This window comes from Protaetiibacter sp. SSC-01 (assembly GCF_014483895.1).
Lineage (GTDB): Bacteria > Actinomycetota > Actinomycetes > Actinomycetales > Microbacteriaceae > Homoserinibacter.
The window spans coordinates 555641-575704 of sequence record NZ_CP059987.1; the positions used below are offsets into that span (position 1 = coordinate 555641).

At 70.3% G+C, this 20064-nt stretch carries 20 protein-coding genes and 2 tRNA genes; 14 read left to right on the plus strand and 8 right to left on the minus strand.

The window, feature by feature from the left end; genetic code table 11:
• Positions 1-32 precede the first annotated feature (32 nt).
• A complete protein-coding gene (locus tag H4J02_RS02625) occupies positions 33-2207 on the minus strand; it encodes an MMPL family transporter (RefSeq protein WP_187675579.1) in 2175 nt (724 codons plus the stop codon).
• 14 nt (positions 2208-2221) lie between these two features.
• A complete protein-coding gene (locus H4J02_RS02630) occupies positions 2222-3478 on the minus strand; it encodes a DUF4032 domain-containing protein (protein ID WP_187676392.1) in 1257 nt (418 codons plus the stop codon).
• Between the two features lie 182 nt (positions 3479-3660).
• Here H4J02_RS02630 and H4J02_RS02635 point away from each other — a divergent pair, with 182 nt between their 5' ends.
• Positions 3661-5538 carry an HNH endonuclease signature motif containing protein gene (locus tag H4J02_RS02635; RefSeq protein WP_187675580.1) on the plus strand — a complete coding sequence of 626 codons (1878 nt, stop codon included), beginning with the start codon at positions 3661-3663 and terminating at the stop codon, positions 5536-5538.
• A gap of 357 nt (positions 5539-5895) precedes the next feature.
• Here H4J02_RS02635 and H4J02_RS02640 read toward each other — a convergent pair whose 3' ends face one another.
• Positions 5896-6996, minus strand: a complete 1101-nt coding sequence (locus tag H4J02_RS02640; RefSeq protein WP_187675581.1) for an ABC transporter ATP-binding protein — start codon at positions 6994-6996, stop codon at positions 5896-5898.
• A 244-nt stretch (positions 6997-7240) separates the two neighbouring features.
• On the opposite strand from H4J02_RS02640, the gene H4J02_RS02645 reads away from it, so the two are divergent.
• The 4 genes from H4J02_RS02645 to H4J02_RS02660 all read left to right on the plus strand — a co-directional run bounded on the left by H4J02_RS02645 (position 7241) and on the right by H4J02_RS02660 (position 9453).
• Positions 7241-8167 carry a thioredoxin domain-containing protein gene (locus H4J02_RS02645; RefSeq protein ID WP_187675582.1) on the plus strand — a complete coding sequence of 309 codons (927 nt, stop codon included), beginning with the start codon at positions 7241-7243 and terminating at the stop codon, positions 8165-8167.
• Positions 8168-8324: 157 nt separating this feature from the next.
• Positions 8325-8400, plus strand: a tRNA-Thr gene (locus tag H4J02_RS02650).
• Between the two features lie 43 nt (positions 8401-8443).
• Positions 8444-8803: a helix-turn-helix transcriptional regulator gene (locus H4J02_RS02655; RefSeq protein ID WP_187675583.1), complete on the plus strand. Its 360-nt coding sequence runs from the start codon at positions 8444-8446 to the stop codon at positions 8801-8803.
• Entirely contained in the window at positions 8800-9453 is a 654-nt protein-coding gene (locus tag H4J02_RS02660) for a cation diffusion facilitator family transporter (RefSeq protein ID WP_262406185.1), read from the plus strand. The genes H4J02_RS02655 and H4J02_RS02660 overlap by 4 nt, the downstream gene beginning before the upstream one ends.
• Position 9454: 1 nt before the next feature.
• On the opposite strand, the gene H4J02_RS02665 is transcribed toward H4J02_RS02660, so the two are convergent.
• The 3 genes from H4J02_RS02665 to H4J02_RS02675 are packed head-to-tail and all read right to left on the minus strand — an operon-like array spanning position 9455 to position 12846.
• The gene (locus H4J02_RS02665) at positions 9455-9877 is read right to left on the minus strand and encodes a DUF6262 family protein (RefSeq protein ID WP_222942203.1); all 423 of its coding nucleotides are present in this window, start codon (positions 9875-9877) and stop codon (positions 9455-9457) included.
• Positions 9870-11789 carry a site-specific integrase gene (locus H4J02_RS02670; protein ID WP_187675585.1) on the minus strand — a complete coding sequence of 640 codons (1920 nt, stop codon included), beginning with the start codon at positions 11787-11789 and terminating at the stop codon, positions 9870-9872. The genes H4J02_RS02665 and H4J02_RS02670 overlap by 8 nt, the downstream gene beginning before the upstream one ends.
• Complete coding sequence (locus H4J02_RS02675) at positions 11782-12846, minus strand: tyrosine-type recombinase/integrase (RefSeq protein ID WP_187675586.1); 1065 nt, start codon at positions 12844-12846, stop codon at positions 11782-11784. Before H4J02_RS02675 ends, H4J02_RS02670 begins: the two co-directional genes overlap by 8 nt.
• A gap of 79 nt (positions 12847-12925) precedes the next feature.
• On the opposite strand from H4J02_RS02675, the gene H4J02_RS02680 reads away from it, so the two are divergent.
• The 4 genes from H4J02_RS02680 (at position 12926) to H4J02_RS02695 (ending at position 15319) form a co-directional block, all read left to right on the plus strand.
• Positions 12926-12997, plus strand: a tRNA-Thr gene (locus H4J02_RS02680).
• Between the two features lie 15 nt (positions 12998-13012).
• On the plus strand, positions 13013-13972 hold the full coding sequence (locus H4J02_RS02685) for a DMT family transporter (RefSeq protein WP_187675587.1): 960 nt from the start codon (positions 13013-13015) through the stop codon (positions 13970-13972).
• Positions 13973-14103: 131 nt separating this feature from the next.
• Positions 14104-14544, plus strand: a complete 441-nt coding sequence (locus H4J02_RS02690) for a cupin domain-containing protein (protein ID WP_187675588.1) — start codon at positions 14104-14106, stop codon at positions 14542-14544.
• Between the two features lie 148 nt (positions 14545-14692).
• Complete coding sequence (locus H4J02_RS02695; protein ID WP_262406186.1) at positions 14693-15319, plus strand: alpha/beta hydrolase; 627 nt, start codon at positions 14693-14695, stop codon at positions 15317-15319.
• 27 nt (positions 15320-15346) lie between these two features.
• Here H4J02_RS02695 and H4J02_RS02700 read toward each other — a convergent pair whose 3' ends face one another.
• Positions 15347-15901 carry a nitroreductase family protein gene (locus H4J02_RS02700; RefSeq protein ID WP_262406187.1) on the minus strand — a complete coding sequence of 185 codons (555 nt, stop codon included), beginning with the start codon at positions 15899-15901 and terminating at the stop codon, positions 15347-15349.
• Positions 15901-16320, minus strand: coding sequence for a peptide-methionine (R)-S-oxide reductase MsrB (msrB, locus tag H4J02_RS02705; RefSeq protein ID WP_187675589.1), 420 nt, complete (start codon positions 16318-16320; stop codon positions 15901-15903). Before msrB ends, H4J02_RS02700 begins: the two co-directional genes overlap by 1 nt.
• A gap of 95 nt (positions 16321-16415) precedes the next feature.
• On the opposite strand from msrB, the gene H4J02_RS02710 reads away from it, so the two are divergent.
• The 5 genes from H4J02_RS02710 to H4J02_RS02730 all read left to right on the plus strand — a co-directional run bounded on the left by H4J02_RS02710 (position 16416) and on the right by H4J02_RS02730 (position 19973).
• Positions 16416-17456 carry a DUF2332 family protein gene (locus tag H4J02_RS02710; RefSeq protein ID WP_187675590.1) on the plus strand — a complete coding sequence of 347 codons (1041 nt, stop codon included), beginning with the start codon at positions 16416-16418 and terminating at the stop codon, positions 17454-17456.
• 67 nt (positions 17457-17523) lie between these two features.
• On the plus strand, positions 17524-17829 hold the full coding sequence (locus H4J02_RS02715; RefSeq protein ID WP_187675591.1) for a DUF3263 domain-containing protein: 306 nt from the start codon (positions 17524-17526) through the stop codon (positions 17827-17829).
• The gene (locus H4J02_RS02720) at positions 17830-18405 is read left to right on the plus strand and encodes a LytR C-terminal domain-containing protein (RefSeq protein ID WP_187675592.1); all 576 of its coding nucleotides are present in this window, start codon (positions 17830-17832) and stop codon (positions 18403-18405) included.
• Positions 18406-18615: 210 nt separating this feature from the next.
• On the plus strand, positions 18616-18816 hold the full coding sequence (locus tag H4J02_RS02725) for a cold-shock protein (protein WP_187675593.1): 201 nt from the start codon (positions 18616-18618) through the stop codon (positions 18814-18816).
• Between the two features lie 110 nt (positions 18817-18926).
• The gene (locus H4J02_RS02730; protein ID WP_187675594.1) at positions 18927-19973 is read left to right on the plus strand and encodes a DUF3048 domain-containing protein; all 1047 of its coding nucleotides are present in this window, start codon (positions 18927-18929) and stop codon (positions 19971-19973) included.
• Positions 19974-20064 lie beyond the last annotated feature (91 nt).

Genomic DNA, 20064 nt, shown 5'->3' on the forward strand with positions numbered 1-20064 from the left:
GGCAGACTATCGCCGCGCGCGGGTCGCGACCGTCAGTCGCGCAGCGCGAACCGCGCGTGCAGTCGCTTGAGCGGCGCGGGCGCCCACCACATGATCCGCCGCTGCCACGTCATGAACGCCGGCACGAGCAGGCAGCGCACGAGCGTCGCATCGAGCAGCACCGCCACCGCGAGCGCTGTGCCGAGCTGCTTGATGACCATGAGGTCGCCCGTCGCGAAGCCCGCGAACACGACGATGATGATGAGGGCGGCGGATGTGATGATGCGGCCCGAGCGCTGGATGCCGCGCGCGATCGCCTCGGCGTCGTCGACCCCGCGTTCCACGAGCTCGGTGATGCGCGACAGGATGAACATCTCGTAGTCCATCGCGAGACCGAAGCCGAACACGAGCGTCAGCAGCAGCACGAGCACGTCCACGCCGAGCACATCATCCGGGTCGACGCCCATGAACCCGGCGAAGTTGCCCTCCTGGAACCCCCAGACCAGCACGCCGAGCGACGCCCCGAGCGACAGCACGCTCGCGAGCAGTGCCTTGATCGGCACGACGAGCGAACCGGTCATGAGGAACAGCAGCACGACCGTGCCGAGCGCGATCACGAGCACCGCCCACGGCACGCCGTGAGCGAGGGTGTCGGTGAAGTCGGCCGTGCGGGCGTCCGCACCCGTCACCCACGCCGGCGCGTCGGGCCGCTCGGCGCGCACCTCGCGCACGACCTCGACGCCCGTCTTCGGCTCGACCACGACGTTGGTCCGCCACACCTCGTTCACCTGCTCGGGCTCGCCCACCTCGACGACGTGCTCGAGACCGGATGCGGCATCCGCCCACCCCGCGAGCACCGCCTCCGACTCCGCGACGAGCACGACGCGCGGTGGCGCCGCATCCGGGAAGTGGTCCTCGAGCGCCGACATGAACGGGTACTGCGTCGACGACTCGGGCAGCGTGTCGACGCTCGTGTTGGCGATGCGCAGCTGCAGCACGGGGCTGCCGAGCAGCACGAGCACGGCGGCGGATGCGAGGGCCACGAGCGCGGGATGCCGCTGCACCCGGCGCGTGAGCCGGGAGAAGAACCCCTCGTCGGGGGCGATGTCGCCGAAGCGGCGCAGCACGCGGCCGGCACCCGGAATGCGCGTGAGGAGGCCGGGCTTGAGGAGCGAGCCGCCGAGCAGCGCGAGAAGCGCGGGCAGCAGGGTGAGCGCCGACAGGATCGAGATCGCCGTGACCGAGAGCGCCCCGAGGCCGATCGCGCGCACGACCGCGGCGTCGAAGCACAGCATCCCGAGCGCCGCGATGCCGAAGACGGTGCCCGAGTAGAGCACCGTGCGGCCCGCGGTGTCGGCCGTGCGCGCGATCACCTCGAGGCGGGTGCGGCCGTCGGCGTGCCGTGATTCCTCGCGGAAGCGGCTCACGATGAGCAGGCCGTAGTCGATCGAGAGGCCGAGTCCGACGGCGGTCACGACGTTCATGACGGTCGTGTTGATCTCGAGCAGGTAGGTGAACGCGAAAAGGGCACCGAGGCCGCCGACGCTCGACACGAGCGCACCCACGAGCGGCGTGCCCGCGGCGAGGAAGCCGCCGAACACGACGAGCATCACGAGCAGCGCGATCGGCAGGGCGATCGCCTCGCCGCGTGCGAGATCCGACTGCGAGAGCTGCATGATCGAGTCGACGAGCAGGGCCGTGCTGCCCACCTCGGCGGTCGCATCGGGGTCGAGGGAGCGGATGTCGGATGCCGCCTCCGCGAGGCGCTCGTCGACCCGCTCGACGAGGTCGTCGTCGACCGTGCCGTCGTGCGCCCGCACGGTCGCCGTCAGCAGGAAGCCCTCACCGTCATCCGAGAACAGGCCCGCGGCCTGCGGGGGGATGCTGCCGTCCGGCATCCGGGGGATCGCGAGCGGGTCGACGACCTCGACGTCGTCGCCATCGAGGTCGGATGCGACCGCGGCCGTGATCCGCGCGAGCTCGGCATCGTCGAGGTCGACGCCGTGCACGAGCAGGGTCGAGGTCTCGTCGGCGCCGCCGGAGAGCAGGTCGTCCGCATCCGCCGACTCGACGTCGCCCCACGCCCAGGACGAGCCGAGTCGGTCGAACAGGCTCTCACCGAGCACGCCGCCGATCGCGACGGCGACGACCGCCGTGAGGCCCGCGGCCCACGCGACGACGGTGACGATCGGGTGGCGCGCGGCGGATCGGGCCAGCCGCCCCGGCACGCCCGGTTGCGCGCTCAGACCTTCGCCATCCAATCCTCTTCGCCGTCGTCGACGACCGCGATGGGGAGCGTGATGGCGGCCGTCGGCGGGCCGACCACGGTCACCTCGTCGCGGCGGTGGCGCAGCACGGTGTCGATGTAGGAGGTGAGCGCCTCGGCGAGCGGCACGTTGCGCTTCTGCTCCTGCGAGAGGTACCAGCGGTGGTCGAGCAGCTGGTGGAACACCTCGGCCGGCTCGAGCTTGCCGCGCAGGTCTTTCGGGATCGAGCGCACGACCGGTTCGAACACCGACACGAGCCACTCGTGGGCCACCATCTCCTCGTCGTCGGCGGCCTTGCCGCGCGTCGCCCGGTAGGAGTCGAGATCGTTGAGCAGACGCCGCGCCTGGTTCTCGCCCGCGTCGAGCCCCGTGAGGCGCAGCAGGCGCCGGGAGTGGTGGCCGGCATCCACGACCTTCGGCTGGATGCGCACGCTCGTGCCGTCGCCGTCCTTGCGGATCGAGAGCTCCTCGATGTCGAAGCCGAGGTCGTTGAGGCGCTCGACGCGCTCGCGGATGCGCCAGCGCTCCGCCTCGGGGAAGGTCTCGGATGCGGTCAGCTCGCGCCACAGCGACCGGTACGCCGCGACGATGCCGTCGGCGATCCCGACGGGGTCGACGGCCTCATCGAGGCGACCGCCCGACTGCAGGTCGAGGAGCTCGCCCGCGATGTTGACGCGTGCGACCTCGAGGTCGTTCTCGCGCTGCCCGTTCGAGAGGCCGCCGTCGTAGAGCTTGCCGGTCTCCGCATCCACGAGGTAGGCGGCGAAGGCGCCCGCGTCGCGGCGGAAGAGGGTGTTCGAGAGCGAGACGTCGCCCCAGTAGAAGCCGATGAGGTGCAGGCGCGCGAGGAGGAGCGCGAGGGCATCGACGAGTCGCGTGGCGGTGTCGGGGCGAAGCGCCTGCGAGTAGAGCGCGCGGTAGGGGAGCGAGAACTTGAGGTGGCGCGTGACGAGCGCGGGGGAGAGCTCCTCGCCGTCGTCGCCGATGCGGCCCGTGACGACCGCGACCGGCTCGACGCACGGCACGTCGAGGCGCTGCAGGGTGCGGAGCATGTCGTACTCGCGCCGTGCGAGCTCGACCGTCGTCTCCTTGATCGCGACGACGAAGCCCTCGAGGTGAACGAATCGTACGAGGTGGCGCGAGATGCCCTTCGGGAGCGCCGCGATCGTCTCCTCGGGCCACACCTCGAGCGGCAGGTTCCACGGCAGGTCGAGCAGCGCCGGGTCCGGCATGGCGGAGGTGATCGACAGCGAGCTCACGGGTCGAGCCTATTGCTTGGGGCAGGGCGTGGGCCGTGGGGGTGGGCCGGTGCGGGGCGGGACGGTGCCACTCCTCCACAAAGGGTGTTCGACGAGTTCTCCACCGGTTCTCCACATCTGTGGAATACACGTTCGAGTCTCGGTAGAATCGCTCCATGGCCACTTCCGCATCCGCATTCGAGGCGTCCGCCGCGGCGTCCTACGCGGATGCTGTGCGCGCGGATGCGGATGACGCTCGGTTCGTCACGACGGTGATCGCACCAGACGGCAGTGTTGCGTGCCCGGCCGCCACCCGCGAGTTCGTCGACGAGTCCGATTTCGCCGCGTGGGATCGGGAGCTCGGGATTCCGCCTGTACCCGAGCCCGTCGTCGAGCAGGCGAGCGCGTTGGGCGCCATCATGATCGCCGCGTGCGACGCCGATCGGCTGGGCGAGGTCACCGACCGTGCCCTCCTGGAGCTCGCCGAGCTCGTCGCCGCGCAGGAGAGACTCGTGCGCGCGCAGTCCGCCCTCATCGCGGGCGAGGTCGCGCGCCGCTCGCGTCCAGAGCTCGGACTCTCGGGGCTCGCGCAGTCGCTCGGGCATCGCACGGCCGCTGAACTCATGCGCGTCGCGACGGGATCGTCGCTGTCAGACGCCAAGCGCAGCGTCGCGGTCGGCACGATGCTCGTCGAGGCGGCGGAAGCCGCACGGGCAGCGCAGGCTGCGGGAACAGCTGGCGGCGCCGGTGGCGGCCCCGGTGGCGAGGGTGGCGACGGCGACGCCGCGTCGGTGGGAACGGGGCGCGACGGGCTCGGGCCCAGCGGCGACGAGCTCACCGGCGACGAACCCAGCGGCGACGAGCCCAGCGGTGATGGGCCCAGCGGTGACGTCATCGGCGGGGTCGGGCTCGTGGACCCGGCGACGGGCGAGGTGCTCGATGCCCCGGTATCCGCTGCCGCCGCGCCTCCCGTTCCGCCGTCGCAGCCGTGGATGGCTCCCGTGCTGCAGTCAGTACGCTCCGGCGACGTGTCGGTCGAGCAGGCGGATGCCATCCGCCGTGGGCTGGGCGAGCCCGACCGGCCGACCGGCGATCCCGCACAGGATGCGGGACGCGTCACGGTCGAGGCGCTCACCGAGGCGGCCCGTCTGCTCGCTGACGAGGCTCGCTCGCTCGACGTCGACCGGCTCCGCACGCGGGCCCGTGTGCTCCGTGACGAGCTCGACGTCGCGGGCGTCGCCCTGCGCGAGCGCCGTCGTCACGAGGCGCGATCGCTGCGCGTCTATCGCCAGCCCGACGGCATGTCGCGCCTCGTCTGGCTCATGGACCCCGAGACCGCGGCTGTCGTCACCGAGGTGTATGACCGGGTCACCTCGCCCAAGCTCGGCGGGCCCCGCTTCGTCGACGCTGCCCAGCTCGAGCGTGCTCGGGGCGTCGAGCGCGACCCGCGCAGTGCGGAGCAGCTCGCGTCCGACGCGTTCACCGAGCTTCTTCGCGTCGGCCACACCGCCGACCCCTCGCTCCTCCTCGGTGAGGGTGCGCCCGCCGTGCGGGTGCTCGTCACCGCCACCGACCTGGCCGCCGGAACGGGCGTCGCCTTCCTCGAGGGGCAGACCGCCCCCGTCTCGATCGCCACCGCCGAGCGCCACATCTGCGTCGCGGGTGCTCGGCACATCGTCTTCGACGCCGAGAAGCGCCCGCTCGACCTCGGCCGCACGACCCGCCTCTACACGCGCAAGCAGCGGATCGCGCTCCACGCTCGAGACGGCGGATGCATGTTCCCCGGCTGCGAGCGCCCGCCATCCTGGACAGAGTCCCACCACATCCGGCACTACGTGCGAGACGGCGGCGGCAGCGACATCGACGACGGAATCTCGCTCTGCCGACACCACCATCGACTCGTGCACGACCAGGGCTGGGAGTTCCGGCACCGGGTGCACGAGGGCGCCATCCGCTACGAGCTCATCCCACCGCGGACGATCGGCCGGCAGCAGCGCCCCATCCCGCTGCCCACCAAGTCCGGCGCCTACCGCCGCCTCGCCGCTCGACATTGAACTGTGACGCGCGCGCCGCCAGCGGCGGTGCCCAGCGGGCAGAGATGACGAGCGGTCCCCGGCGCCCGCGAGCGACGGTCATTCGGGCGTGTCCGGCGGCCACTGTCCTGCCGGGCCGGTCTCGAGACGCGTCGCCTGCGGCGGCGCTCCGCGACCACCTCGAGTGGAGACCTGCGGAACCGTGAGTCGCGTCCCGGACGAGGCCACCCGAGCATCAGGCCCATCCCCAGAGCGAGACCGACCTCGGGTGACCGCGGGACCGACCCACCCCGGGCACGAGCCCGGCCCGCGCACTCGTACCCGCAAACGACGGAGGCCGCACCCCCGAGGGGATACGGCCTCCGTGCTGAGAGTTGCTTACGCGCTGGCGCTGACCGCCGCGTTGAGACGGTCGCCCGACTCGACGTCGAACACGTGCACGTGCTTCGGAACGGGGGTCACGACGACCTTCTCGCCGGCCTCCGGGTGGTTGCGACCGTCGACACGGGCGATGATGTCGACACGGTGACCGTCGAGCTCCGTGTGGCCGTACAGGTAACCGTCCGCACCGAGCTCCTCGACGACGTCGACCTCGACCGTGAGGCCCTCGCCACCCGACGAGATGGCGACATCCTCGGGGCGGACACCGACGATGACCTTGCCCGACTTCGCCGACGCGAGAACGTCGCGCTCGATCGGAGTGACCGACGTACCGAAGCGCACACCGCCGTCGGCGACATCCGCCTGGAAGAGGTTCATCGCGGGCGAGCCGATGAAGCCGGCCACGAACACGTTGTTCGGCGTCTCGTACAGGTCACGCGGCGAACCGACCTGCTGCAGGATGCCGTCCTTGAGCACCGCGATGCGGTCGCCCATCGTGAGGGCCTCGGTCTGGTCGTGGGTCACGTAGACCGTGGTGACACCGAGACGACGCTGCAGCGACGCGATCTGCGTACGGGTCTGAACGCGGAGCTTCGCGTCGAGGTTCGACAGCGGCTCGTCCATGAGGAACACCTGGGGCTGACGCACGATCGCGCGACCCATGGCGACACGCTGACGCTGACCACCCGAGAGGGCCTTCGGCTTGCGACCGAGGTAGGGCTCGAGGTCGAGGAGCTTCGCCGCCTCGAGCACGCGAGCGGCACGCTCCTCCTTGCCGACACCGGCGATCTTGAGCGCGAAGCCCATGTTCTCGGCGACGGTCATGTGCGGGTAGAGCGCGTAGTTCTGGAAGACCATCGCGATGTCGCGGTCCTTCGGCGGAACGTCGGTGACGTCGCGGTCGCCGATGAGGATGCGGCCGTCGTTGACCTCCTCGAGACCCGCGAGCATGCGCAGGGTCGTGGACTTGCCGCAGCCGGAGGGGCCGACGAGCACGAGGAACTCGCCGTCATCGACCTGCAGGTCGATCGCGTCGACCGCGGGGCGGGTCGAGCCGGGATAGATGCGCGTGGCCTTGTCGAAAGTGACGGATGCCATGATCGTTCGTTCTCCTTCACCGGCAGGTACGTGCCGGACGATCCGTAGTGAATGGAAGATCACCGGCGTCAGTGCCGGCGATTCCGCTCAGTATGACATAGCGCCGGAGGGGCGTCGTGCTCAGCGAGCGTCCGGAAGGTTCCCAGATTGGCTCCCTAGCATCGTGCCCGGGGCGCGAGTGGCGTCCGTGTACCCGCGCGTCGTATCCTTCCGAACGCGCTCCCACACCCGAGAACGAGGATCGATGACCTACGGCGAGTCCGATCGCCCGGAGCCCGGCGGCAACGATGCCCGGGCTGCAGCGAAGGAACGCGCCCGCGAGCTGCGCACCCTGCACCGCAAGCAGGAGCGCCGCCGCCGGCTCGTGCTCCAGCTGAGCATCCTCGGCGGCGCCATCGTCGTCATCGCGGTCGTCGCCGTCACCCTCATCTCCATGAACCAGGCGCCCGCACGCGGCCCCCTCAACATGGCGAGCGACGGCATCAAGATCGGCGCCGACCTGAAGGCCGAGCGCACCCCCGGCCTCGCCCCCAGCGCCACCCCCGTGCCGTCGGAGCCCACCGAGCCGGGCGTCATCGACATCCGCATCTACGTCGACTACCTGTGCGCGAACTGCGGCACCTTCGAGGCGAACAACGCCGAGCAGCTGCGCACGTGGGTCTCGTCGGGCGCAGCGACCCTCGAGATCCACCCCATCGCGCTCCTCACGACCAAGTCGGCCGGCACCCAGTACTCGCTGCGCGCCGCCAACGCCGCCGCGTGCGTCGCCGAGTACTCGCCCGACGCGTTCTTCGACTTCCACGGCGCCCTGTTCAAGAACCAGCCCGAGGAGGGCACCGAGGGCCTCACCGACGAGGAGCTCCTGGCGCGCGCGACGAAGGCCGGCGCGACCGACACCGCGCGCATCAAGACGTGCATCGAGAAGAAGCGCTTCGCGTCGTGGGTGCAGGCCGCCACCGTGCGCGCACTCAACGGCCCCATCCCGAACGCCGACATCCCCGCCGTCACGACGGCGCCGACGATCATCGTCGACGGCAAGAGGTTCCAGTACACGAAGGACTTCGACCCGAAGGAGCTCGCGCAGTTCGTGACGGGCGCCGCGGGCGACAACTTCGCCGCCACCCCCACACCGAGCCCGTCCGCGAGCGAGGCCCCGGCCTCGGCCCCGTAGGCTGGACCCCTGTCGCCTCCTTAGCTCAGTTGGCCAGAGCACCCGTTATCTACAGCATGGCTTCGCACTGACCTTGTAGTTGCTGAGGAGAGGCGTGGATGACATGCCATCGACGGGCATTTGGGGCCGGTAGTGTTGGCCCGAACGTCCATCCCTCGCCTCCTTAGCTCACCAGGTAGAGCGTCTCACTTGTAATGAGAAGGTAGCCGGTTCGAGTCCGGCAGGAGGCTCCAATCGCCACTTTGCATTGGTCAGTGGTGGCTGTATAGTCAGTACATGCTGACTCTTGCTTCGCGCCTCGACGTGATGAACCGACTCGGGCGCGCCATGGCCGACCCGACGCGTTCCCGCATCCTGATGACCTTGCTGGACGGGCCAAGCTACCCCGCGGTGCTGTCGCGATCGTTGGAGCTCACACGCTCGAACGTATCGAACCACCTGACCTGCCTGCGCGACTGCGGAATCGTGGTCGCCGAACCCGAGGGCCGGCAAACCCGCTACGAGATCGCGGACCCGCACCTCGCGGCCGCACTCACCGCGCTCGTCGACGTCACCCTTGCCGTGGATCAGGACGCTACGTGCGTCGACGCTTCATGCACGGTTCCAGGCTGCTGCGGGATCGGCGGAGACGCGTGAGCGCGCCGCTGACCGCCGAGCGGCGGGCACGACTCCACCGCCGGGTGCGGTTCATCGTCGCATTCACGATCACCTACAACGTGATCGAGGCCATCGTGGCCGTGTGGGCCGGCGTCGCGGCATCCTCGGCCGCACTCATCGGGTTTGGCCTGGATTCGGTGGTCGAGGTCCTCTCCGCGGCCCTGATCGCCTGGCAGTTCACTCGCAAGCACCCGGAGCGCTGGGAGAAGGTGACAGTCCGGGCGATCGGCCTGGCGTTCTTCGCCCTCGCCGCATACGTGATCACCGATGCGGTGCTCAGCCTGTTCTCGATGGAGGGGCCTGAGCACAGCCCCTTCGGCCTAGCGATTACGGCGCTCAGCCTGCTCATCATGCCGCTGCTGGCCTGGTTCGAGATCCGCACCGGCCGCGAGCTCGACTCAAAGAGCGTGCTGGCCGACGCGAAGCAGCTCATCCTCTGCATCTACCTCTCCGGCACCGTCTTCGTCGGCCTCGTCCTCAACAGCATGTTCGGGTGGTGGTGGGCCGACTCGGTGGCCGCGCTGGTCGTCGCGATCCTCGCCATCCGAGAAGGCATCGAGGCGTGGCGCGGCGACGTCGAATCGCCCTTCGAGGTGCTCGAAGATCTGGGCGTCGACGACGAGGACTGACTCAGAATCGTCGTTCCCGGATCGGGAGCACGTTTGGCGGAAGCACCGGATTCTGCAACGCCACGACCTCCGCGATGAGGGTTGCGTTCTTCGCGCGTTCGGCCTCTAGCGCGTCCGTGAGCGACCTGATCTCCTGGAGGGCGGCGGCGAGGCGGGTGCGAAGGGATGCGTCCGTCGATCCGCCGGCTTTCGACTTCGGCAGCGATTGGGGCCTGCGCTCAGCGAACTCGGTACGGGCGCCGAGTACAAGATCGCGGGCTTCAGGAGTGGTGTAGATGAAGTTGCGCGAGACGCCGGCCTCCGCGGCGACCGAGCTCACGGAGATGGCTTTCCTCTGCTTGTCGAGCCGTCGAACGGCAGCACGAACCGCCGTCAGCGATCGGTCTGATCGAGCCCGTGCGGCGTCCGTCAGATGCTCAGGCAACTCCGGCCTCCCCCTGGTCGCGACGCTGGATCTCCTCCAGGCTCGCGATGAGCTTCGTGAGCGCGAGGAAGGGCTTGCGGTTCTTCTCGACGATGCGGGTGTGGCCCTCGACCTCGGCCAGCTCCATCATCTTCGCGTGGTCGTCTCGTTGATCGCGGAGAACAGGCAGGTAGTCCGGGGTCGTCATGAAGAGCGGACAGTACAGGCAGGCATTGGCGTGTTCACACGTCTCGCCGCAGGGCATTCCGCAACGACCGTTCGGCAGCGCCTGAGCGGCGCCCCCGAGGAAGGCATGGGTCCACGCGGCCTCTTCCATGAGGCCGGTGGGCCGCTCAACGAGCTCACCGGTGTTGGTGACCGCCCGCGATCGCTCCCACTCGTCGCGCACCTTCTGCTCGGAAAGGCGCGCGTACACCTGGGTCGTGGTCATGCTCTTGTGCCCGAGGAGCTTCTGCACCGCGGCGATCGACATGCCGCTTTCGAGCCAGTCGGTCGCGTTCTGGTGCCGGAACATGTGTGGCGTCACTCTGAGGAACTCTCCGTCGGAGCCTCGAATGTCGAGGTCCTCGATGAGCTTCGTAAGCGAGGCGTTGACGAGCGTAAGGGTGATGACGCGATCGGATAGGTCGCGTGCGAACAGGTTGCGTGTACCGGGGTACTTCGACTGCTTGTGGGCGATGTGCTCGACGATGGCGACGGCGAGCTCCTCGTTGATGGGAGCGGTCGCCATATCGCCGCTCTTGGAATCGCGGTAGGCGATGGACCACTTGCCGCCGCCTAGGTCGAGTACGCAGTCCATCGTCATCCCTGCCGCGATGTCTTTGCGGCGCAAGCCGGTCTCGGCTGCGATGCGGATGATCAGGCGGCAGTCGAGGTCTGCGACGAGTTGAAGGTTGCCGGCGTGGCGCAGCCTTGCGATCACGTCCTTGCCGATCAGCCGCGGTGGGCTGGCAGGGATCTTCGGGCGTTCGTTGGGGAGCAGGCGGGCGCTTCGCCTGATGTCCGCCCATTCGTTGAGAGTTGCCTCGTCGATGAAGAGATTCACCGCTCCGAGGATCGCGTTCTGGTGCTTCGCGCTGTACCTGGCACCGGGCCGCTTCTCCAGGGAGACCACGTAGCCGAGGAACCCCAGCATGTGGTCGCGGGTGAGGTCGCTCCAGCGGGTGACCCCTTGCGTGTCGAGCCACGTGCAGAAGGTGACGACGTGCCCGTGGATGGCCTGGATGTACTGGGGTGCGCCGATTTCGGCGTTGATGCGGTATGCCATCCAACGCTCCACCGATGCCGCGAACTCGGGGTTCGTGATGAGGTTGTGGTTGACGTAGGCAGCTCCGCCAGCGGACGCGATTCCCAGGTAGCGACGCGTCGGCTCGACCCCGCTTAGCACGCAGAGCGCGTCGAGGGTGTCGAGGAGGAACCCTCGTGCGAGGTCACGGTAGCCCCCGGCCGCGCGGCTGATCTCCTCGATCTTGATGCGGTTCTGGCGCAGGTCGAGCAGCGTCTCGACGTGATGCTTCCTGAGCGATCGCGCAAGCGCGGCGACTGCCGCGGGCAAGGTCGTCCGGCCGCGCTTTCCTCGCTCGTGCAGTCCCAGCGCGAGTTCGTTTCGAACCGTGCGCGAGCCGGCGGCCAGGACCTCGAATCCTCCGGCGAGCTTGTGCGGGCGTTGCCGTTTGCGTTCTCGAAGCCACTGCTCCAGGCGGAGATTCTGGCGTTCGAAGGCTGCGAGGTCGGTGCGGCAAAGCGGGATCTCGCGACGCTGTGACTCGCGAGAGCAGCCGGCGACCGCGCAGGGCGGGTTGGAGTAGCGTCCCTCGGAGTCAAAAGGGATCGGGTCGAGAAGGAAGGCCTCGGGGAGATGCTCGACAAGGTCGATCGACGACGGCGCAGGTTTGCGCAGCGCGCTAGTCACGGTCCCACGCTCCCGCCTCGATGAGCTGTTGACGCACCTTGTCGACGTCCAGGTGGTTGTAGGTATCGAGTGTCGTCTGCACCGTGGAGTGGGTGACCAGGTATGAGATGGTCTCGATCGGCACCTGCTTGCCGATGAGCCGGGTCACATAGGTGTGGCGGAAGGTGTGGGCCGACCAGCCGTAGATGCTGGTCTTCTTCTGAAGCCGTGCGACGGTCTGCTCGACCGACTGGTAGGTAAGCGGCCTTCCGTACTCGCCAGCCCAGAGGTTCACGAAGACGAAGTCGGAGTCGAGGTCCCGATACTCGGCGTGCATGTACGCCGCGTACAGGCGGATGAGGCTGGCGGATACGGGGATCATGGCGTAGTTGTAGCTCTTGTTCCGTGCGTCGATGCCCGGCTCGTTCGGCCGCTTCATCACCGCGATCGTTGAGCTAGGCACTCGCACGTCGGAGTGTCGCAGCAGCAGGGCTTGACCGATTCGGAGGCCGGTCTCGTCGAGCAGCGAGAACAGGAAGCGGTCCCGCAGGTTGCTTGTTGCGTCGATGATCCGCTCGACCTGGTTGTCGTCCAGGATCTTCAGCTCGGCGCTCGGCGATCGCAGTCGTGGGCCGACGGTTGCGACGTACTCGGCACGCTCCGAGTACCGGTTCTTGCGGACGCGCGCCGCCTTCAACAGGACGGAGTACACCGGGTCGTTTGCCGTTGCGTGACGGTACCGCGCGAACGATGTCACCGCAGACATGGCGCGGTTGACGGAAGCGGGCTTGCGCCGTCCATCAGTCCGGTTCGGGGTCGCGAGCGACGGGTCCGGGGTGCGCATGTGGGCGATGAACTTCGCCAGCTCCTCGTTCGTGATGGCACTCCATGCGAGGCTGGATTCTTCGAGGAAGGTGTAGAAGTGCGCGAGGTCGAACGCGTAGGCGCGGATCGTGTTCGTCGATCGTTCGATGGACGCGAGGTGTCTGAGGAATGGGGTCACCTCGGGGATCGGTACGCCGCGCTGGTCCAGCACGGCCCACCTCTCGGGCGTTTCGACGGATACGGCTTGGGCCACTCGACCTCCTCGATGACAGGCGCGCTGTAGTGTGTCATCGACGTCCGTCATCGCTCGCTCGATGACGTTGATGACAGCCGCCTCCTTTGCTCTGGATAGCGTCGCTCTTGTAAAGCGAGGGTCGTCGGTTCGAATCCGACAGGAGGCTCCACCCGGACGGAGGGCCATGACGCACGAGCACGCGCTGCGCCCGTTCGTCACCACTGCATCCGTCATCGGTGCGGTCATCGTCGGCGGCTTCATGGCCGCCCAGTCGCGGGTCAACGGCGAGCTCGCCCACGAGCTCGGCGACGGCATCCTCGCTGCTCTCATCTCGTTCGGCTCGGGCGCCGTCGCGTGCGCGCTCGCGCTCATCGTGTGGCGACCCGGTCGCCGCGGTCTCGGCCGCATCCGCGACGCGCTGCGGGACAAGCGGATGTCGCCCTGGTTCCTCGTGGGAGGCGCCGCGGGTGCGCTCATGGTCACCTCTCAGGGCCTCACCGCAGCGGTCGTCGGTGTCGCGCTCTTCTCGGTCGCGCTCGTCGGCGGGCAGACCGTCGGGTCGCTCATCGTCGACCGCCGCGGCATCGGAACGATGCCGCCCAAGGCGCTCACGGCACCGCGGCTCGCGGGCGCACTCCTCGCCGTCGTCGCCGTCGTATGGGGCGTCTCCGGTCGCCTCGCGGGCGACGCGCCGTGGTGGCTGCTCGCGCTGCCCTTCGTCGCAGGCATCGCGACGTCGTGGCAGCAGGCCGCCAACGGCCAACTTCGCGGCGCGGCGGGGTCGGTGCTGAGCGCCACCTTCGTGAGCTTCGTCGCGGGCACGATCGTGCTCGCCGTCGCCGCGGCCGTCGACGTCGCGATCGTCGGACCGCCTGCGGCGTTCCCGACGGATGCGTGGCTCTACTCCGGCGGGCTGCTCGGCATCGTCTTCATCGCGGGGGCCGCCGCGATCGTGCCGCTCGTGGGCGTGCTGCTCTACACGCTCGCCGCGATCGCCGGCCAGCTCACGGTCGCCGTGCTGCTCGACGTGCTGCTGCCGGTCGGCGACGCGCACGTCGACGTCGCGACCATCGGGGGCGCCGCGCTCGCGGTCGTCGCCGTCGGCATCGCGTCGTTCCGTCGCCCCGGGCACCGCAGAGCCTGAGCGCGCGCCGGCCGCCCCCAGCACGCCGTCGCCCAGACCGACCGTCGCCCAGACCGACCGTCGCCCAGACCGACCTCGGGCCACCCGAACGGGCGTCGCAGCGGCTCCCGGCCCCGCCATACAGTCGGAGGATGCGCCGAACCCGACTCGTCCTCGTGTGCCTGCTCACCGCATCCGCCGCCCTCCTCGCGGGCTGCACCGCCACCTCACCCGTCGCCGTCGACGAGCTCGGCGCCGGCGAGCAGACCGCCGCCGTCGACGTGGAGGTCGACGGGCCCGCCGCGGTCACCTTCCGCCGCATCACGATCCAACCCGGTGCCGGCACGGGGGAGCACTGCCACTACGGCCAGCTCATCGCCGTCGTCGAGCAGGGCACCTTCACCCACCGCGCCCCCGTCTACCCGACGGGCGTGCACGTGTACGAGGCGGGTGACTCGATCATCGAGGGCGCCGACTACATCCACGAGGGCGTCAACGAGGGCGACGAGCCGGTCGTGCTGCTCGTCACCTACATCACGGAGGAGGGCAAGCCGCTCGCCGAGACGGACCTCGCGAACTGCGACCAGGGGTAGCGTCCGGCTCGCGGCGGGGTGCAGGCTGGGGGCCAGCATCCCGGCGCACATCCCCCGGTGCGCCCGCAGAAGGGGGCACCACCATGAGCACCACTCCCCATGCCGAGAGCGTCGTGCTCGTACACGGCGCCTACGCCGACGGTTCGTCGTGGAGCGAGTCATCCCCCTGCTGCTCGACGCGGGCCTCGAGGTCATCGCCGTGCAGAACCCGCTCACGACCCTCGTCGACGACGCCGCCGCGACCCGCCGCGCCCTCGCGCGTGCGACCGGTCCCGTCGTGCTCGCCGGGCACTCCTGGGCGGGCACCGTCATCTCCGAGACGGGCGGCGACGACAAGGTCTCCGCGCTCGTCTACATCGCGGCGCGCGCACCCGACGCGGGGGAGGACTACGGCGCGCTCGCCGGCGGGTTCCCCGCACCGCCCGCGAGCGCGGGCCTCGAGCACGCCGACGGCTTCGCGCAGCTCTCCGAGGACGCGTTCCTGAACGACTTCGCGAACGGCGTCGACGAGCGACGAGCGCGTGCGCTCTACGCCGTGCAGGGGCCGATCTCCGACGAGCTGTTCAGCTCGCACACGACCCACGCGGCGTGGCACGACAAGCCCACGTTCTACTCGATCTCGCGGAACGACCGCACGACGTCGCCCGAGCTCGAGCGGTTCCTCGCCGATCGGATGGGCGCGCACACGATCGAGCTCGAGAGCGGCCACCTCGCGATGGTGACGCACCCGCGCGAGGTCGCCGACCTCATCCTGCTCGCCGCCGGGAGGTCGTGAGCGGATGCGGGAGCCGCATCCGAGGGCTCAGAGGCTCGACAGATGCTTCTTCGCCGTGACCGGCTTGCGCTTGCCGCTCTTCTTCTCGGGCTTCGACCCGACGTAGAGCCAGCCGAGCAGACGCTCGTCGGGGGCGAGCTCGTGCGCACGGTGAACGGCGCCCGAGCGCGTGTAGTGGCCCGTGCGCCACATGACGCCCCAGCCCGCCTCGTCGAGCAGCAGGCTCAACGCGTGGGCGACACCGGATGCGACGGCCTCCTGCTCCCAGTCGGGCACCTTCGCGCTCGGCTTCGGCGAGACGACGACGGCGAGCAGGAGCGGCGCGCGCAACGGCTTGCGGGCGAGCTTCTCGGCATCCGATCCGGTCGCCCCGGAGTCCTCGGCGATCGCGCGGCCCACGCGCTCGCGCGCCTCGCCGCGGATCGCGATGACCCGCCACGGGCGTAGCGCCGCGTGGTCGGCGACCGTGCCGGCGACCTCGATCGCGCGCAGCAGCTCCTTGTCGCTCGGAGCCTCGTCGCCCACGGAGGAGTGGGACCGCCGCCGCAGCATCGCGTCGGCGGCGGAACCCTTCTTGGCCATCAGTGGCCCGCTGCGGCCTCGCCCTCGGCCTGGAAGCCGAGCGAGAGGGAGTTCATGCAGTAGCGCAGCCCCGTGGGGGTGCCGAAGCCGTCGTCGAACACGTGGCCCAGGTGGCCGCCGCAGTTCGCGCAGCGCACCTCGGTGCGCACCATGCCGAGCGAGGTGTCCTCGAGCAGCTCCACGGCATCCGGGTTCACCGAGTCGTAGAAGCTCGGCCAGCCGCAGCCGGAGTCGAACTTCGTGCCGCTCTTGAACAGCTCGGCGCCGCACGCGGCACACGTGTAGAGGCCCGCGCGGTGCTCGTCGAGCAGCTCACCCGTCCATGCCCGCTCGGTGCCCGCCTGGCGCAGCACCCGGTAGCGGTCCTCGCCGAGCTCCTCGCGCCACTGCTCCTCGGACTTGCTGACGTTGTAGCCCATCGCGTCCCCTTTCCTCGCACATCCTAGGTACCCGCTCCGGGCACCCGCTCGATACAACGTCGCGGGACGTCTCGGAGTTCCCGGATGATGTGGAGATGACGGAGGGCACGCGCGACTGGTACCTGCGGGCCGCGCGCGAGCTCGCGGCCACGTCGCCGCGGCAGGTGGAGTGGTGCTTCGGCGTCGCCCATGACGACCGCGTGCTCGCCCTGCTCGACGCCCTCCCGCGACCCGCGCGGCAGCCGTCGCTGCTGTTCGCGGTCGCGGCGTACCTCGGCGTGCCCGACGCGCCCTACGCCGTGTGGGCGGATGCCGTGCTCGCCCGCGCGGAGGACCTCGCACGCGAGCTGCCGCGCCGCCGCGTGCAGACGAACGAGCCCGGGCGCTGCGTGCCGCTCCTCGTGGCGCTCGCCCACATCCCAGGACCGATCGCCCTCGTCGAGCTCGGCGCGTCGGCGGGGCTCTGCCTGCTGCCCGACCGGTACGGCTACCGCTTCCGCACGCCGGACGGCGAGGCAGGGGTTGCACTCGGCGACGGCAGCCCTGTGCTCGAGGCCCGACTCGACGCCGTGCTCGTCCCCGACGCGCTCCCCGACATCCGCTGGCGGCGGGGCGTGGACCTCGCACCGCTCGACGCGCGCGACGCCGACGACGCGCGCTGGCTCGAGGCCTCGCTGCCGCCCGACCGGCCCGAGCGGCGGGAACGCCTGCGCGCCGCACTCGCGGCGGCGCGCGCGCACCCCGTCGAGGTCGTCGCGGGCGACGCGCTCGCCGCCCTGCCCGCCGCGGTCGCGGACGCGCTCGCCGCCCTGCCCGCCGCCGCGACCGCCAGCGCGACCCTCGTCGTCGCGACGCTCGGCACCGCCGTCTACCTGCCGCCCGCCGACCGCGAACGCCTGCTCGCGGCGATCGCCGGGGCGGGCGGTCGGGCCGTCACGTTCGAGGCCCGCGGAGCCCTGCCCGAGGTCACCGAGCGCTGGGCCGCGCTCGCGGCGGAGGGGCGAGCGGATGCCGCCGCTGGCTTCGTGCTCGCCCTCGACGGGGTGCCCCTCGCATCCGGCTCCCCGCACGGCGACGTGCTCGAGGCTGTGCGTCCTCCCGCGGGTCGCCCGGGCACGGAGGCTCACCGCTCCTAGGCTGGCGGCGTCGACCGGATGACGCCGGTCTCCGACGTCAGCCCGCACGAGATCAGGGAGGTGCCGCATGTCCGCCAGCTCGGGCGCCGCGCGCCTCACTCCGGCCGAACCGCTCGACCCGTTCTCGCGGCGCGTGCTCGAGTTCGAGGACGCCTGGGCGGGGCGGACGGGGGCGAAGGCCTCGGCCATCCGTGCCGAGTTCGACGTGGCACCCGCACGTTACTATCAGCTTCTGTCGGCCATACTCGATTCGCCGGCAGCGCTGCGCCACGACCCACTCCTGGTGCGCCGATTGCAGCGTGTGCGGGATGCCCGGGCGGCAGCCCGCGCCTCCCGAACCTTCCGCATCGACACCCAGGACCCGACCGACTAGATGGCCAGCTTCCCCCGCGACCGCTTCGACGACATCCCCGGCGGCGTCGACCGCGTCGGCGCGCACCGCGCCCCCGGCCGTCGCGGCCGCGGCTGGATCGGCTTCGGCTGGGCCGTGCTCGCGACCGCCGTGCTGACCGTCGCGGGCCTGTTCCTGCTCTCGACGTTCGACCCGACCTTCAAGCTGCCGTTCGCGCAGGAGACCCCGACGCCGACGCCCACGCCGACCGTCGTCGAGACCGCCGAGCCGATCACCGACCCGCTCGCCGTGGACCCCGAGTACCTCGGTCAGCTCACGCTCGCCGTGCTCAACGGCACGCCGACGCAGGGCCTCTCGAACACCGCAGGCGACCAGATCGCCGCAGCCGGCTGGCCGAACCCGAGCCGCGCATCCGCGTCGAACACCGAGGAGCCGACGACGATCGTCTACTTCTCGAACCCCGACGACGAGGGCATCGCGCGCGGCATCGCGCAGCTCGTCGGCGCGAGTGACGTGCAGCTGTCGGACGCGTTCCCGATCGCGGCGATCACGGTCGTGCTCGGCGAGGACTACGTCCCGCCGGCGCCTGCCGGCTAAACCGCTCCGATGGCGGGCTGAACGGCCTCCTCGCGCCCTCCACGGCCGCCGGTGTTACGCCGATGTTTAATCTGCGTTGAATCTTGCGAACGGGGCGCGATTTCGGGCCTCCTGCGCGATTTCGCGCCCCGCCGCGTCGCTAGCATCACCCCGTGCTCGGCCACACGTAGGCCGCGGCACGCGACACGAACACAGCAGGGGAGCAACACGATGGCCAACGGAACCGTGAAGTGGTTCAACGCGGAGAAGGGCTTCGGCTTCATCACGTCGGACGGCGGACAGGACGTCTTCGTGCACTACTCGGCCATCGACATGCCGGGCTACAAGGTGCTCGAGGAGGGTCAAGCCGTGACCTTCGAGGTCGGCACGGGCGCCAAGGGACCGCAGGCCGAGACCGTCCGCCCCGTCTGAGCGAGCGCCGACGACCCCGGCTGTGTCGGACGCGCGGGTCGCGTCGGACGCGCCGGACGCGCCGACGGCAAGCGGCGGCCGACCGCCTCGGTCGCCCTAGCATGTCGCTCATGGAATCCCGGGGGCGTCGTCTGATCGGCGCTCTCGCACTCGCGGTGAGCGCACTGCTCGCGGGCTGCACGGCGGCCGCCGCACCCATGCCGGCAGTGAGTCCGACACCGACGAGCACCTATGTCTCCACCTACGAGACGCCCGCGCCCGTCGTCTACGCACCGCTCACGGGGATGCCGGTCGACGACCCGGCGAGCCTCGCGCATCCGTCGCTCGCCGCGAAGATCGACGACCACACGGCGGCGCGCCCGCAGGTGGGCCTCGAGGCGACCGACATCGTGTTCGAGGAGCTCGTCGAGGGCGGCCTCACGCGCTACGTCGCCGTGTGGCACTCGAACGTGCCCGCCGAGATCGGCCCCATCCGCTCGATCCGCCCCATGGATCCCGACATCATCTCGCCGCTCGGCGGCATCGTCGCGTACTCGGGCGGTCAGCAGCGCTTCGTCGCGATGATGCGCGACACGAACGTCTACAACGCCATCCACGGCATGCGCGACACGGATGCGGTCATGTTCCGCACGAAGTCGAAGGCCGCGCCGCACAACGTCATCGTGAAGGCGCAGGAGCTCATCGGCATGCACCTCGACCTCGCGGCGCCGCAGCAGCACTTCTCGTTCGCCGCGGATGCCGCGGGCTCGACCGCCGCACGCGAGGGCCAGCCCGTCGCGGGCATCGACCTCACCTTCGGGGCGCCCTCGCATCCGTCGTGGAGGTGGGATGCGGCCTCGTCGCGCTGGCTGCGCTTCCAGAACGGTGCCGTCGACCTCGACTCCAACGGGGCGCAGCTGTCGGCGGTCAACGTCGTCGTCGTGCGCGTGCCCGTGTCGTTCGGGCTCGGCGTGCCGAAGACCGAACTCATCGGCGGCGGCGAGGCTCTCGTGCTGTCGGACGGCAAGGTCGTGCACGCGACGTGGTCGAAGGGCGACCGCCTCGCGCCCATCCGTCTCGTCGACGACACGGGGGCCGTCATCCGGCTCGCCCCCGGCAACAGCTGGGTCGAGCTCGTGCCGCAGAGCGGCGCCGCCGACCCGGTGCCCGTCGGCTGAGCCGCGGCCTCTCAGCGTCGCCCCGCGGATGCCGTCTGCGCGCGTCGTGCACGCGGTGGTCGGCTTGCACTCACCCCGACCGAGTGCCAGA

What these genes read in the sequence shown, in the direction of transcription:
- H4J02_RS02690 (WP_187675588.1), top strand. Translation starts at nt 14,104, where the DNA reads ATGCGCCGAACCCGACTCGTCCTCGTGTGCCTGCTCACCGCATCCGCC.
- H4J02_RS02725 (WP_187675593.1), top strand. Translation starts at nt 18,616, where the DNA reads ATGGCCAACGGAACCGTGAAGTGGTTCAACGCGGAGAAGGGCTTCGGC.
- H4J02_RS02645 (WP_187675582.1), top strand. Translation starts at nt 7,241, where the DNA reads ATGACCTACGGCGAGTCCGATCGCCCGGAGCCCGGCGGCAACGATGCC.
- H4J02_RS02730 (WP_187675594.1), top strand. Translation starts at nt 18,927, where the DNA reads ATGGAATCCCGGGGGCGTCGTCTGATCGGCGCTCTCGCACTCGCGGTG.
- H4J02_RS02655 (WP_187675583.1), top strand. Translation starts at nt 8,444, where the DNA reads ATGCTGACTCTTGCTTCGCGCCTCGACGTGATGAACCGACTCGGGCGC.
- H4J02_RS02640 (WP_187675581.1), bottom strand. Translation starts at nt 6,996, where the DNA reads ATGGCATCCGTCACTTTCGACAAGGCCACGCGCATCTATCCCGGCTCG.
- msrB (WP_187675589.1), bottom strand. Translation starts at nt 16,320, where the DNA reads ATGGGCTACAACGTCAGCAAGTCCGAGGAGCAGTGGCGCGAGGAGCTC.
- H4J02_RS02715 (WP_187675591.1), top strand. Translation starts at nt 17,524, where the DNA reads ATGTCCGCCAGCTCGGGCGCCGCGCGCCTCACTCCGGCCGAACCGCTC.
- H4J02_RS02700 (WP_262406187.1), bottom strand. Translation starts at nt 15,901, where the DNA reads ATGGCCAAGAAGGGTTCCGCCGCCGACGCGATGCTGCGGCGGCGGTCC.
- H4J02_RS02635 (WP_187675580.1), top strand. Translation starts at nt 3,661, where the DNA reads ATGGCCACTTCCGCATCCGCATTCGAGGCGTCCGCCGCGGCGTCCTAC.
- H4J02_RS02685 (WP_187675587.1), top strand. Translation starts at nt 13,013, where the DNA reads ATGACGCACGAGCACGCGCTGCGCCCGTTCGTCACCACTGCATCCGTC.
- H4J02_RS02710 (WP_187675590.1), top strand. Translation starts at nt 16,416, where the DNA reads ATGACGGAGGGCACGCGCGACTGGTACCTGCGGGCCGCGCGCGAGCTC.
- H4J02_RS02720 (WP_187675592.1), top strand. Translation starts at nt 17,830, where the DNA reads ATGGCCAGCTTCCCCCGCGACCGCTTCGACGACATCCCCGGCGGCGTC.
- H4J02_RS02630 (WP_187676392.1), bottom strand. Translation starts at nt 3,478, where the DNA reads ATGCCGGACCCGGCGCTGCTCGACCTGCCGTGGAACCTGCCGCTCGAG.